Here is a 12,513-nt window from a genome sequence, read left to right on the forward strand (position 1 = left end):
GATGCTCACACCAAAACCTCTGCAGGGCCTCTGATTTCACCGACCCCCCACTATCTCTCACTGCTACGCAGAGCAGTCCGCTGGTCGGAGCCACCAATGGAAACGATGCCGGCGCCTAGCCTGAATTCAGGGCACGTCTGCGAAAGCTGCAGAAGCTCAACGCAGTCGAGACCGGGTTCGCGAAGTCGGCAACCGTCTTCGGAATCTGGGCGATGGTCAAGCACCACGCGATTCGGCGACCCGGCGCATCCAGTAGCGAAACCAGTTGTGTCCGAACGGAATGTACACGCGTACCGGCACACCGCGAGCAACGAGATGGTTCAAAATCTCCGGCCGCACCCCGAGCAGCTGTTCCACCGGCACCGGCCCGAGCGCGGTCAGCAGTGCCTCCCGAAGGACTCCGTCATGGGTCGCCAGTGCGAACGGCGCGTGCGCTTCCCCGAGCCGATGCGCCAAGCGCATGAAGGCGATGTCGGTCCGCTCGCCGTAGGGCAAGGCTCGATCGGGCGAGTCGAGGTAGGCGCCCTTGACCAGCCGGATGTGGACACCGGCCGCGAGGAGACGCTCCATGTCCTCGGGCGTCCGATGCAGATTGGCCTGTACGGTGGCACCGAGGCGGTCCGCCATACCTCGTTCGGCTACGTCGAGCACACACTTCAGCGCCACGTCCGCACGCGCGTCGTCCTCAGCGCCGACCTGGATACGCCGACCCTCAGGCAACGCCTGCGCGATCGCCGCGAGACGGTCGGCACAGCCCCCCGGGTCGACATCGAGGCCGAGATGGGACAGATCAACTGCCAGCCATGTGTCCTGCGGGAGTCCGGCAAGGTCGTCGGCCAACCGCAGATAGTCATCGGTAACCCGCTGCGCGACAAGGGTATCGCCGACCAGTTCACCGAACTGATCGATACTGGCGGCCACACCACGCGCATGGAGTTCCCCGGCCACCCGGACCGCGTCGGCCGCCGCAGTCCCCGGGATATACCGCGACGCCGCTCGCCAAGCCAGATCCTCACCTCGCGGCACAGCCCGAACAACCTGCTCCACAACATCACTCGTAGCCAGCCGGAACAAGATCGCGCGATCAATCGACATGATCACATCATTCCAGCCCGTCGACGGCCAACGGTTGTCCAGACCCGCCTCGTCACTCCCACCCGCAAGTTGCGCCAGCTTCCCGCTGGACAGCAGCATCGAACCGCACTACCGCGCCATCATCGCTCGAGGTACAGCCGCTCGTTCGGTAGCCTGGGCCAGCCGTCAGCATCGGGGAGCACTTCGACCGCGTCGACGTAGTGACGTTCCCGATGCTCTTGAACGAACACCAATGCGGCAGTGAGGCAAGCCGCGAAATCAAGCCGTACGCCATGCAGGAACACCGACAGATGCACGTCCGGATCGTTCGGGAGTGGCGAAGTCATCGTGCTTCTCTCCGGTCATCGACCACGCGGAAGCCGACCCACGGGCAGACACCGCCGATATTGCGTTCGTGGTCGCTGATCGTGCCGTCGACCAACGGGACCAGGTGTAAGCAATGCATGTGGTCGGGGCACCGGACGTGCATCACGAAACCGGTCCCGTTCGGCGTTGCGTCTCCTGTTCTTCCGCCATCGACACTGCGACAACGGAACCGTGCAGTCAGACATAAGCGACCGCCCGACGCTTCCACGGCCCACCACACGCACGAATGGACTCGACCACCACCATGCCGGACGGGCGGAACCTGTCCCGGGGGGTCTCAATCCAATGCCTGATAGCGCCGGACTCCGCCGTAGGAGATGGCAACGCTACCGTCCCACCCTGCCTGACAATCGATACGTCGATCCGAAACAACTCGGCGAAAAGTCTTGTGTCATCGGGAACATCGGGCCGCACAAGAAAAGTCCATCTGTTCGAGCGAGGGTGCGCCACGATCGGCCCTACGGCGTCCCTCCGGCGCTGCATCACTTGTCTGACAGCTCGCCCCAGAGGCGCGGGCATCGTCAGCACACCCACATACGACGTTCGCATGATGATCCGACCTAGCTCAGGTGGGTCGATCACCGCGGGCAGATCGCATACTTGCCGGTAGTAGTGGCATCGGGACAACGGGGTGTCCCCGAACGCTATGTGGCCCATGAAGACCTCTGCTCATATCGAAAGGGCTTAGGGTGCGCCCGGTCCCCGACAACCCCCTGTCGGTACCCGGGGAGTGGGAGCGAACCGCGTCGACGGGCCTGCGATTCACTCTCCCAGCCGGGCGCACAACCAGATGACCACGGGAGCCGCGGCGAGAATTGCAGCTTGGCGTCCACACCGCATCCACATCCGGCTGGTACGCGTCCGCAACCGGCTAAATTCAGCGGTATGGACAGTCACGCCGCGATCGTCGGTGCGCAGCTCCGAGCGGCCCGCGAAGCCGCCGGAGTGTCCCTGGCCGCACTGGCTGCTCAGATCCACTACAGCAAGTCCGTACTCGCCTACTACGAAACCGGGCAGCGCACACCGACGCCGGATGTCATAGCGTGGTATGAAAAGCGTTTTGGTCGCATCCAAGACCCGGTAGCGACCTTGCTCAACCTCGGAAAGGCTGACGTGGAACGGCGCTCTTTCCTACGTGTCGGCTATTCCACAGCACTCACCGCATCCGTCTTGCTCCCGGGCTCGCTCGCCCCGGCGACATCTGGCGTGCCACGCAAGATGTCTGGCGTTCGTCACGTGGGGAAAGCCGACGTAGCCGCCGTGCGAGACGTAATGCTCGTGTTCTCTCAGATTGATCAGCGACTCGGCGGCGGGCATGGACGGACAGCCGTCGTTCAATATCTGGCCAACGAGGTAACCAGCTACCTGAAAGGGTCCTTTGCCAGCGAAAATGTTCGACGCGACATGTTCACAGCGGCAGCCGAAATGGCATACCTGGTCGGCTGGATGGCCTTCGACAACGACGAGCACGCTGTCGCACAGCGCTACTTCGCCACATCGTGCCAGCTTGCCGCCGAAGCAGATGACGCACCGCTGGCTGGTCATGTATTGCGCGCCATGGCACATCAAGCCGTCGACCTGGGGCTCCCCGAACAAGGGCTACAACTCGCCGAAGCCTCGGTCAACGGCGACCGCTACCGAGCAGCCTGCCCACGTGAGCGGGCGCTTCTGAAGGTTGTGCACGGCAAGGCATTGAGCGCGGCCGGTCGGACCGCCGAGTCGGGGAAAGCCCTTCTCGAAGCCGAACAGGATCTTGCGGCCGCTTCCGGCTCGGATCACGAACCCACTCGCGTGTTCTTCTTCTCCGAAGCAAGCCTTGCCCACGAAACCGCTTGCGCATTGCGGGACGCAGGCAACCTCGCAGGGGCCGCCGACCAGTTCCAGCTCAGCGTCCGCAAACGCAAGGCCACGGCATTCACGCGGACTCACGCGGTAACGCTCGGCTACCTCGGCACCGTGCAGGCCCGCAGCGGCGAACTCGAACAGGCGTGCGCTACATGGACATCCGCGCTCAACACCATGGATGGTGTCCAGTCAGGGCGCACCAGGAAGGTTGCTCGCGACATACGCGCAACTGTGGCTGCTGATCGGCACATCGCATATGCGAGCGAGATCGATGAACGGGCCGCAGCCTATCTAGCCACCAACGGGAAGTAGGACAAAGGTCCATGGCAGACGAAGTATTCGAAGTAGCCCCGGTTGCACATGTGGTGGGCGGCCGTCGTGAACCTACAGACGATCACTGGGGAGGTACCCAGGCAATCATCCGCATAGACGATCCCCGGTTCACCGAAGAGTCGGTGCAAGGCTTGGACGCGTTCAGCCACCTCGAAATCGTGTTCCGGTTCCACTTGACCGACCAAACCGATTTGCACTTCGGCGCGCGCAGTGCCCGAGACAATCCCGCATGGCCGAAGGTCGGCATCTTCGGCCATCGGAACATGCGACGCATGAACTGGCTCGGGGTCTCCCGCACTCGACTGCTCCGAGTAGACGGTCTGGACCTGCACGTCGCCGAGCTGGACGCGGTCGACGGCACCCCTGTACTGGACATCAAACCGTGGTTTGCGGAGTTCGGCCCACGTGGAGATGTCCGGCAAGCTCCGTGGTCCACCGAGATGCTCGAAGACTACTTCTAGACAGACGGAAAGCCCCGCCCACGCCTCTGGTGAGCCAGAGGGTGGCGGAGCTTATCGTCGCGGTCAGGCGCAGACGCGATTGAGCTCGTCGGTGTATGGGGTGAGCTCGGTGACGTTGTCATCTGTCAGCGCGTGGGCGTAGGCGGTGATGACATCCTTCTCCGCGCCCTGGGCCAAATCGGCCACGACGCTCAGTTTGTCGGACAGCGCTGTCGCCGTCGCCCCGTCCAGGGTGCCGCCGCTCATGTCGATCGCGGCGTTGATCAGCTCGATCGCCCTGGCGCATTGGAGGGACCGGGCATGCGCGGGCGCGGCGGGCAGGAAGAGTAGTGCGGCAGCGGCCGCAGAGAGCACAGCGGCGAAGGCCGTCGACTTGGTCATGATTTCCTCTCAGAACGTTGGCCTTATCGTAGCGGTAGCCGCGTGAGACCCTGATCTTGGCTCGCTCGGGCAACGTCATCCTGTCGAACGGATTCGCTGCAAGGATGTCCTCGGCCACAAGGGCTTTGAAGAACTGCGTAGTCCGGCGCCAACGACGCGCCGGTCCGCTTGTTCGAGCTGGTGAGAAGGGCGCTGAGTCGTGAACGCGAGGCGGCTTGGATGCTGCCGTGATGCTCGATCGCGTTCGTTCCGCCATCACTGTCTTGCGTAATCTCGGCAGGATCTTGCCCGTGAGAATGCTGCGCTCTTCCATGCGATGCGCACGTAATCCGACTAGGGCGACGGGAGTGAGGCCATCAACCGGTCGCGGAGTGTGGGCCAGTCAAGGTGGGCCTGTTCGGCCCCGGGTACCGCCAGGAGTGCGGTGCCGCGCAACGTGGCGAGAGTGGTGAGCAACCATTCGTGGAAGCCGTCTCGTGCCGCAACCTCGGGAACAAGCTCACCAGCCAGATCGCCGACGGCGGTGGTCGCGAGGTTCGCCATCATGGCCGCAACGTCGGCGACATCCACATCGTTGTGGGCGACGGCGTACAGCTCGAGCAGCGCACGGCTTATCGGTAGGTTGTGGACCTCCCACAGCAAGTCGAGCAGTGCCTCGAACCTCCCGGCCCCCGGCGGCAACGGGCCGACCTCGGCCTGTACATCGGCCACGTAGCGTTCGACGATGCGCTCGAGAGCGGCCTTCACCAACGCGGCCTTCGTCGGGTAGTAGTGCTGCATCGCGCCCTGGCTGACGCCCGCACGAGCGGCCACCGCTGCCGCGCTCAACGCGACGAACCCCTGCTCGACGAGCATCGATACCGTCGCCCTGAGCAGCCGATCCTGGGTCTCTGCTCGTCGTTCAGCTTGGCTGCGCCGTGGCTTCGTCTTGGCTCTGGTCACAATCCGAAGGTTAGTACCGCCACTTGCAAGTTATCAACTTATATCTTACCGTTTGGGCATGTCGTCCCCATCGAGCAATGCGCGAGGACTAGCGAAACGCGCCCTCCCGTCCCTCGCTTCCCTGGTCGTCCTCGGCGCCATGCTCACCGAGTCAGCGCTGCGAGATTTCCTGCTGGTGAACCTCGGCGTCCAGCTCGCCATCTTTGTGGGCACTGCCTGCATCCCGGGGTGGCGCACTCTGCGGATGTCCTATGTCGACATCGCATGGCCCTGGGGACTCGCTGCCCTCGGCGTCCTGACGCTCGCGATGAGTGACCGATCCCCGCTCGCCATAGCTGTGGCCGTCGTCTTTCTGGTGATGGGCGGGCGCATGGGCATCGCTGCGCTCGTCCTTTGGCGCCACGGCGAACTCGACCATGAGCTGCCGCGCTACCGGTTCCAGCGAAAGCGGTGGGCAAAGGCCACCCTGGGCAGCGAGCGGCTCGACGTCGTCGCCGAGATCCTGGTCCAGGCAATCTCGAACATCACCGTCATGGCCGTACCGGCAGCGCTGGTGATCGCGATCGACGGTGCCGCAATGAGCGCAGTCGCAGCGGCAGGCATCATCTTGTGGGCGGTGTCGTGGGTGCTGGAGTCGGTCGCCGACTTTCAGAAAATCCGTTTCGTCCAGTCGATGTCGACGACGAATAAGCGGGGGCATTGCGACGTCGGACTCTGGAACTACAGCCGACACCCCAACTACTTCTTCCAGTGGATGCAGTGGAACGCGATCATCGTCCTGTGCTTGCCGGTGCTGCGCCGAGCATTCGACGAATTCACACCAATCGCGGCGATCGCCGCCGGCCTCGGACTGTTCGCACTGTCGGCGATCATGTACTGGTGTCTGGTGTTCTACACCGGCGCTGTCCCGGCCGAGTACTACAGCGCGCAGAAAAGGCCGGGCTACCGCGACTACCAGGCACGGACCAACCGATTCATGCCCGGGTTCAGGCGCCACAAGCCATCCGCCAGCCACACTGTGAGCTGAGCGCGCCAACTTTCGGTTCTGAGGCGGATCCCCTTGCGGGGCCGGGCCAGTCGCCGCTTGGCAGCAGGGAGGTCGAGCTGTCAGGAGATGGCTGTGCTTACGGCGGTCACGGCCAGGGTGGTGTAGTCCATCGTGAAGGATCCGCCCAGGGAGTCGATGACGTTGCCGACCGCGTGCAATATCTCCGCCTGCTGATCGGGACGGAGTCGGGTCAGGCCGCCTGTGGTGGGGAGCAGTTCCAGCCATTGCTCGCGCGTGTAGGACTGCTGCCAGTCGAATCGCCACTGTTCGGGATCTTCGAATTGTTCGGTCTTGCAGATCTGGTCGGCGAATTTCGCGTATCCCGCCTGGTAGAGCGCGAGGGGCCGTCGAGCAGGCTGGCCGCTGAGTGGGGAGTCCGGCGCCACCCGTCGGTAGGCGGCGGCGAACGGTTCTGCCACCTCGCCGGGTGGCTCGTACACATGACCGAAGATCGCGAGCCGTCCTCCCGGGCGCAGCACGGCGGCCGCCTTCACGGTGCCGGCAGCCGAATACACCCAATGCCACGACTGAGCGGCGATGACCGCATCGAACATCCGGTCACCCGGCTGCCACGCCTCGAAGGTTGCCACCTCGACCCGCAGGCCGCGAGCTCGCGCGAAGTCGGCCATCCGCGCGTCGGGTTCGACGCCGAGCACAGTGCACCCTGCGGCTTCGAACTGGCGGGCCGCGATGCCGGTACCGCAGCCCACGTCGAGCACGTCCGCCCCGGGGGCCCGTCGAGGATTCGCGTCGCGGCACCTGTTGTTCACAGACCGCGACCCCGACCCACCGACCACAGCAGCCGTCGACAAGTTCGTGACAGCGGTCATCTCCGACGCCGTGCGACGGCGACCAGTCTGAGCATTTACCGGCGCCGACAACAGCGGGACTGCCAATTGACCAGCATGTTCGTGTTTTGGACAGGTGTCTTCGACTACTGGTTCCGGGTGTAGAGCAGTGTCCGGGGGCCAGGCTGGTAGCCGATGGCCCGGTATAGGCGTGCGGGTGCCGGGTAGGCGTGGTCGCCGCGGGGCAGGATCACCGAGTGAGTTGCTCCGAGGGACCGGAATGCGTGCAGCAGAGCAATATTGACGGCCTTGGCCAGTCCCTTGCCGCGGACGGCGGGTGCGCAGGAGACCGGCTCGACCAGCCCCACCCGGTTGATTTCGTCGTACCAGCCCAGCGCTGAGGCCACCCATTGGCCGTCGGGCGCGACGACGACAAGGTCTGTCCGCTCGCGGTAGGGGTGGGCGGCCATGACGTTTCGGTAGTTGTCGGCGGTGATCCGGGAGCCGAAGTCAGCCCAGCCAGCGCGGTGGGCCGCGGCCCGCCGCTCGGCATCGTTGGAGGTGATGGCGGTGATCGCGAATCCGCCGGGCAGTAGCGGTGCCGGCAACTCGGTCAGGTCGTGGACGTGGCGACGAAAGAATGGTCCGATCGTCTGCAGCGTGTAGCCGCGGTGGGACAGTGCCGCGCGTTCGTGGCGATCGGTCTCCATCACCAGGCAGGACAGGGTGGGACCAGGCGCCACGGTTTCGAACCAGTTCAGCAGCTGCGGCAACAGATCGGTCGCGGCCGGGTCGACGAGCAACTCCAGGTGGCCGGGCAACTCGATCCACGCCCAGGCAGATACTGTGCTGCGTTCCTCCCATAGCGACACGCGGAATGCTTGCTGCGCGTCGGGGATCGAGTACCAGCCCCAGGCGATGTCGCCGATGTGGAACCGACGCTCGGGTGACCAGAGACGTTGGGTCAACGATTGCAGCAGAACAAGATCCTCAGTCCCTTCGAAATCTCGTCGTATGGCCATGAGGTCCTTCTGCTTGTGCCGACGGTCAACGCCGACGATTAGCTGGCCCGGCACTCGATGTTGCTGACGTCCGAGCTCATGTGCGAAATCCATTGGCTTTCTATGTTTGGGTGACCAATCTTGGTCGTATGAGCTGGGACGAGGCGTTCGCAGATCACTATGAGGAATGGTCGGCCGACATGACAGCGGATGTCGCTTTCTATGTTGAGCTTGCCAGCCGGGCTGAGGGGCCACTGGTCGAACTCGCAATCGGCAACGGACGCGTGGCGATCCCGGTTGCCCAAGCCACGGGACAGCCCGTGATCGGCATCGACACCTCTCCCCGAATGCTCGGGCAGGCCACGATCCGCGCCGCCGAGGCAGGCGTGCGGCTGGACCTCAGTGAGGCCGACATGCGCGACTTGCGCCTCGATCAGCCTGCTGCATTGATCTACTGCCCGTTCCGCGCGATGCTGCATTTGAGCACCTGGGGCGACCGCCGCCGCGCCTTCGAGCGTGTGGCCGCCTCGCTGCGGCCGGGCGGTCGATTCGCGTGGAACGCGTTCGCCTTCGATCACCACACCGCCGCACGCCTGGACGGCACTCGACAACTCCGACCGGTTCCACACACCATCCGATACGCAGTCGGCGACAACAGGATCGACTTGGTCTGCGACGATGGCGCGGTCAGCTCATCGTGGTGGGCTACGAAGAACGAATGGCTTGGACTTCTCGACGTGGCAGGCCTCGAACTGGAGGCACTACACGGCGGGTTTGCTGGCGAACCGTTCACCGAAGACAGCAGAGAATACGTTTTCGTGGCCCGACGCGCGCACGCAAGTCGATCGGGCCTCGACAACCACTCCTCTACATGAGCATCCCGGATTCGCCGGAATAGCACACTCGCAACCACTATTCGAGGACACCTGGTGGGAGTTGGCATCCCAGCGGGGAGTCTGATGTCATGACATCAAGCGCCGGGCCGGCGGCTGTTGAACCGACCAGCGAACACACCTCTTGGTGCTGGCACTACCCCAGCGAGACGACCTTCGCCTGCCCGGAAACGACAATGTCGTCGCGATCGACAAGCGCGACCCGCACCTGCACTGTCTGCCCCGCCGACAACGGCGCATCCTCACCAGATGTTCCGACCAGGATGATCACGGCGGTATGTTGCGCTCCGTCGCATGTGACGGCATTCTGCATGCCGGTGGCCGACGGACCGCTTGCATTGGGATCGCCCACCATCGCCTTGATGCCAGCCACTCCAGCCGAGGCTTCGCAGCTGTAATCGACTGCCAAATTGGCCGGCCCAACACCACTGACGTCGATAGTGTTCGCGGCGAGAGCTGGAGCAGCGCCAGACACAATGGCCAGCCCCATCGCCCCAAAAGCAGTCACGAGGAGGGCAGGATGTCGGTAGTTCCGGAAAGTCACCATAATCTTCTCCTCCTTGCGTAGGAAGTAGATCGTGGAGCACATTCAGAAGACACCGCGGCGCTCACCGCACCACACATCTATGCTTCCCACCGCCCCCCGCAGCAAACCTCTCGATGATCAGGCCATTCCGTGCTGGTAATGCCGTGAGCCGGAGGTCATCAGCGAACGATCGCCCGCCGTAGGCTGACCCATCGTGAACTACCTTGGATCGATCCGAGATGAACCCCGCCGCGGCAAACAAGACCAGCCCAAAGAATCGAGTTGACCAGCAGGACGTCTATATCGGGGTGTTTTCGTTACGCTGCGGTCATGGCCACAGGCGAGTTCCCCGCGTTGACCGGACTCGAGATCGAACAGATCTGGGTCTGGAAATCGTATCTGCGCCTGGTCTTCGATCTTGGAGCACCCAATCAGCTCGGTGTTTACATCGACCTGACCGACTTTCAGTTCAAAGACGCAGCGAACAACTGGGAAGTCCGCGTCGATGACGACCCGCTCACCGCAGGCCCGGTCCTGGGCTTGCTGAACCAGCGAGTCACTACCGCGCAGGTCTGCGACTGGGAACTCGCCCTCACCTTCGAGCAGCATCGAATTACAAGACGGCAATCTCAATCGCAGGGGTCCTGTCACCAAACCATGTCACGCTCTCCTGAACCATGCGCCACTGGAATACATGGGGGCCTGGGAACCTGGGTGAACGGATGCGGAAAGTGAACGTGACCGACGCCGCAGGCGCAACCTCGGCGACCGGCAGCTGTACCCTGTTCCCGCCGTTGAGGAGCCAGAGTTCGTTGTCCTGCGGCGTTTGTGAACCGAGATGGAACGCCGATGCCCTCGACCATATCGTTGTTCCGGTGTTGGTCATCGTGATCGACACGACGACTGTTTCGTCACGCCTCATCGCGTGGGGCACTCCACGCTGCTCGATGAATGCTGCATTACTGATGACTTCGTGCACCGGCAGCGCCGACGGAGCGATGGCGGCATGGTCGGGCACCATACTTCGCTGGTGATGGTGGGCAACCTGAAGCGCTTCCCCAGCTCCCGGCAGCGGCGCCTCGATGTCTCGGACAGCAACCCAGAGAGCGCGAAAGAACTCCTCATCGCCTTGTAGGCTGTGCACGATGTCTCTCAAGACCGGCCAGGACGGGCGATGCTGGCATCGTAGGGCTTTGGCAACCGTGGTGTGACTGTAGTTGCTCATCCGTGCGATCTCACGGCTACTGGGTTCGCCAGCACGCCTATGAAGCCGTCGCAGGGCGAGCGCCAGGTCGCTCAGAGGTTCAGTGGACATCCGCAATAGCCACCAACTGCCGCGAAGATGCCCGATTGGCAACTTCTGTAAACCCGAGCGACCTGATTGTAGGTGCTGTTGTCAGGCTTTGTAATTGCGGGTGTCCCGAGAAGAGACAAGCGTGAATCCTTGGGTGCGACCACAGTTTGGGCCCACCGGGAGGTGCCGATGCTCCACGAAGCGGTGACCGGACCACTGATCTTGGCGGTGATCGCCAGCTCTGCCGTAACTGTCCTCGGCTTAGTGGTCTGGCTTGTCGGACTGATCGTGGTGATCCGAGGAACATCGGCACGAGACCGTGCAAACATCATCCGCGCCTATGCGGAGTGCGCGCCGATGCAGTCCGCCCTTCGAGTTGGTCGACGGCGAGGCACTACCCCTTCGATCGCGGCATCCCCGCACATGCCACCGCGGTCAGCAGGCTGATCGACAGCCCTGAGTCTCGTTGGTGAAATAGGTCCGGGCAGTGCCGACACTCTGCGGCCCGGCGTCCGCGAGACCGGCCACTGGTCCGGGCACGCGCTCAAGTTTGTTGAGCCACAACCGTATCCGCATCGGCGCGTTGCTCAGCCACGACAGCGCAGGCTTGTCATCAGGATGATCCACCCGCTGGCGAAGACCGGCACCCCGCCCGGCCCTGAAGATTCAGACGTCTGGCGTTGTTACTGTTTCGGACCACTGATTCCGATCGTCGAACAGTTCGCATCAGCCTCTTGATACATACGACTTAGCGTCGCTCCCTGTAACACATTGCCACACTCCAAAGGCGGACCGAACGGCAAACGGCACGTAGTTCTGCCCGACTGGGCTGTAGCCTGGTTACGGGCGCGCTCGGCGCTCGTACCGAGTGATCCTGAATGCTTGGTGTTCCCGTCGGCGCGAGGCACTCTGCGCGATCCCCGCAACGCCCGAAAAGCAGCTGCTTCGCGCCCTCAACCGTATCGGCGTCGCCGACATCCCCACCAACCCGCACACCGCACGCAAGACCGTGGGCACCCAGCTGGCGGAGGATCAGGACGGCGGACAGTCAGATGTGGCCGTCGCGGCAGCCCAGCTGGGTAACACTGAAGAGGTGACCCGGCGGCACTACGTCGAACGAACCCACCGAGGCCCTGATGCGCGCGATCGGTTCGCCGTATTCGAGCTGCCCGATGAAAAAAGACAGTAAACAGACACCTGGCCGTTTCAGGCCAGGTGCTCACCTGCCGTTCAGGCTGCTCAGCAGCCAGTTTGTGGGGCGGGCGGGGCTCGAACCCGCGACCAATGGATTATGAGATCAGACACTCTCGGCGTTGTGCATACCAGCAAAGAACCTGCATGTCAGAGAGCATTTCTTCGAAATCTATTGGTGTTCGTTCCTTGCCACGTTGGTCTCGCTACAGCCGACTCCAACATCCTCACCATACCGACGACATAGTTCGACGGACGGTGAAGCGGAGACGGACCGAGTCTTCAACTGCCGAATCCCGCTGTACATCACTCAAGGGCGGCGGCGCATGCGCGCCGCCGCCACGCAACC

At 63.3% G+C, this 12,513-nt stretch carries 14 protein-coding genes; 5 read left to right on the plus strand and 9 right to left on the minus strand.

The window, feature by feature from the left end; genetic code table 11:
• Positions 1-216 precede the first annotated feature (216 nt).
• Together NA4_RS23710 and NA4_RS23715 are read right to left on the minus strand one after the other, a co-directional pair.
• Positions 217-1,095, minus strand: coding sequence for a proline dehydrogenase family protein (locus NA4_RS23710; protein WP_067474095.1), 879 nt, complete (start codon positions 1,093-1,095; stop codon positions 217-219).
• A gap of 119 nt (positions 1,096-1,214) precedes the next feature.
• Complete coding sequence (locus tag NA4_RS23715; protein WP_067474041.1) at positions 1,215-1,421, minus strand: hypothetical protein; 207 nt, start codon at positions 1,419-1,421, stop codon at positions 1,215-1,217.
• A gap of 925 nt (positions 1,422-2,346) precedes the next feature.
• On the opposite strand from NA4_RS23715, the gene NA4_RS23725 reads away from it, so the two are divergent.
• Both NA4_RS23725 and NA4_RS23730 read left to right on the plus strand, forming a co-directional pair.
• A complete protein-coding gene (locus NA4_RS23725) occupies positions 2,347-3,618 on the plus strand; it encodes a helix-turn-helix domain-containing protein (RefSeq protein WP_067474047.1) in 1,272 nt (423 codons plus the stop codon).
• 11 nt (positions 3,619-3,629) lie between these two features.
• Complete coding sequence (locus NA4_RS23730) at positions 3,630-4,100, plus strand: SAM-dependent methyltransferase (RefSeq protein ID WP_067474050.1); 471 nt, start codon at positions 3,630-3,632, stop codon at positions 4,098-4,100.
• 63 nt (positions 4,101-4,163) lie between these two features.
• On the opposite strand, the gene NA4_RS23735 is transcribed toward NA4_RS23730, so the two are convergent.
• Both NA4_RS23735 and NA4_RS23740 read right to left on the minus strand, forming a co-directional pair.
• The gene (locus NA4_RS23735) at positions 4,164-4,481 is read right to left on the minus strand and encodes a hypothetical protein (RefSeq protein WP_067474052.1); all 318 of its coding nucleotides are present in this window, start codon (positions 4,479-4,481) and stop codon (positions 4,164-4,166) included.
• Between the two features lie 333 nt (positions 4,482-4,814).
• Positions 4,815-5,423: a TetR family transcriptional regulator gene (locus NA4_RS23740; RefSeq protein ID WP_157129254.1), complete on the minus strand. Its 609-nt coding sequence runs from the start codon at positions 5,421-5,423 to the stop codon at positions 4,815-4,817.
• 58 nt (positions 5,424-5,481) lie between these two features.
• Here NA4_RS23740 and NA4_RS23745 point away from each other — a divergent pair, with 58 nt between their 5' ends.
• Positions 5,482-6,450 carry a DUF1295 domain-containing protein gene (locus tag NA4_RS23745; protein ID WP_084497382.1) on the plus strand — a complete coding sequence of 323 codons (969 nt, stop codon included), beginning with the start codon at positions 5,482-5,484 and terminating at the stop codon, positions 6,448-6,450.
• An 80-nt stretch (positions 6,451-6,530) separates the two neighbouring features.
• Here the strand turns inward: NA4_RS23745 and NA4_RS23750 are convergent, their stop codons facing one another.
• Together NA4_RS23750 and NA4_RS23755 are read right to left on the minus strand one after the other, a co-directional pair.
• Positions 6,531-7,241, minus strand: a complete 711-nt coding sequence (locus NA4_RS23750) for a class I SAM-dependent methyltransferase (protein WP_067474059.1) — start codon at positions 7,239-7,241, stop codon at positions 6,531-6,533.
• A gap of 164 nt (positions 7,242-7,405) precedes the next feature.
• Positions 7,406-8,227 carry a GNAT family N-acetyltransferase gene (locus tag NA4_RS23755; protein WP_157129255.1) on the minus strand — a complete coding sequence of 274 codons (822 nt, stop codon included), beginning with the start codon at positions 8,225-8,227 and terminating at the stop codon, positions 7,406-7,408.
• A gap of 164 nt (positions 8,228-8,391) precedes the next feature.
• Here NA4_RS23755 and NA4_RS23760 point away from each other — a divergent pair, with 164 nt between their 5' ends.
• Positions 8,392-9,135, plus strand: coding sequence for a class I SAM-dependent methyltransferase (locus tag NA4_RS23760; RefSeq protein WP_245671561.1), 744 nt, complete (start codon positions 8,392-8,394; stop codon positions 9,133-9,135).
• Between the two features lie 154 nt (positions 9,136-9,289).
• Here NA4_RS23760 and NA4_RS40685 read toward each other — a convergent pair whose 3' ends face one another.
• From NA4_RS40685 to NA4_RS43755, 3 genes are all read right to left on the minus strand, one after another.
• The gene (locus NA4_RS40685) at positions 9,290-9,742 is read right to left on the minus strand and encodes a hypothetical protein (protein ID WP_157129256.1); all 453 of its coding nucleotides are present in this window, start codon (positions 9,740-9,742) and stop codon (positions 9,290-9,292) included.
• Positions 9,743-9,898: 156 nt separating this feature from the next.
• Positions 9,899-10,288 (minus strand): hypothetical protein, encoded by a 390-nt coding sequence (locus NA4_RS43750; protein WP_157129257.1) that lies wholly within the window; start codon positions 10,286-10,288, stop codon positions 9,899-9,901.
• A gap of 4 nt (positions 10,289-10,292) precedes the next feature.
• On the minus strand, positions 10,293-10,994 hold the full coding sequence (locus NA4_RS43755) for an NBR1-Ig-like domain-containing protein (protein WP_084497385.1): 702 nt from the start codon (positions 10,992-10,994) through the stop codon (positions 10,293-10,295).
• Positions 10,995-11,841: 847 nt separating this feature from the next.
• Here NA4_RS43755 and NA4_RS23780 point away from each other — a divergent pair.
• A complete protein-coding gene (locus NA4_RS23780; RefSeq protein WP_067474071.1) occupies positions 11,842-12,162 on the plus strand; it encodes a hypothetical protein in 321 nt (106 codons plus the stop codon).
• Positions 12,163-12,513: the final 351 nt, after the last annotated feature.

The sequence above is a fragment of the Nocardia amamiensis NBRC 102102 genome, from assembly GCF_001612745.1.
Classification (GTDB): Bacteria; Actinomycetota; Actinomycetes; order Mycobacteriales; family Mycobacteriaceae; genus Nocardia; species Nocardia amamiensis.

Bases quoted from the DNA above. Each gene is read 5' to 3' on its own strand.
- NA4_RS23710 (WP_067474095.1), bottom strand. From the start codon at position 1,095: ATGTCGATTGATCGCGCGATCTTGTTCCGGCTGGCTACGAGTGATGTT.
- NA4_RS23715 (WP_067474041.1), bottom strand. From the start codon at position 1,421: ATGACTTCGCCACTCCCGAACGATCCGGACGTGCATCTGTCGGTGTTC.
- NA4_RS23725 (WP_067474047.1), top strand. From the start codon at position 2,347: ATGGACAGTCACGCCGCGATCGTCGGTGCGCAGCTCCGAGCGGCCCGC.
- NA4_RS23730 (WP_067474050.1), top strand. From the start codon at position 3,630: ATGGCAGACGAAGTATTCGAAGTAGCCCCGGTTGCACATGTGGTGGGC.
- NA4_RS23735 (WP_067474052.1), bottom strand. From the start codon at position 4,481: ATGACCAAGTCGACGGCCTTCGCCGCTGTGCTCTCTGCGGCCGCTGCC.
- NA4_RS23745 (WP_084497382.1), top strand. From the start codon at position 5,482: ATGTCGTCCCCATCGAGCAATGCGCGAGGACTAGCGAAACGCGCCCTC.
- NA4_RS40685 (WP_157129256.1), bottom strand. From the start codon at position 9,742: ATGTGCTCCACGATCTACTTCCTACGCAAGGAGGAGAAGATTATGGTG.
- NA4_RS43750 (WP_157129257.1), bottom strand. From the start codon at position 10,288: ATGCTGCTCGAAGGTGAGGGCGAGTTCCCAGTCGCAGACCTGCGCGGT.
- NA4_RS43755 (WP_084497385.1), bottom strand. From the start codon at position 10,994: ATGTCCACTGAACCTCTGAGCGACCTGGCGCTCGCCCTGCGACGGCTT.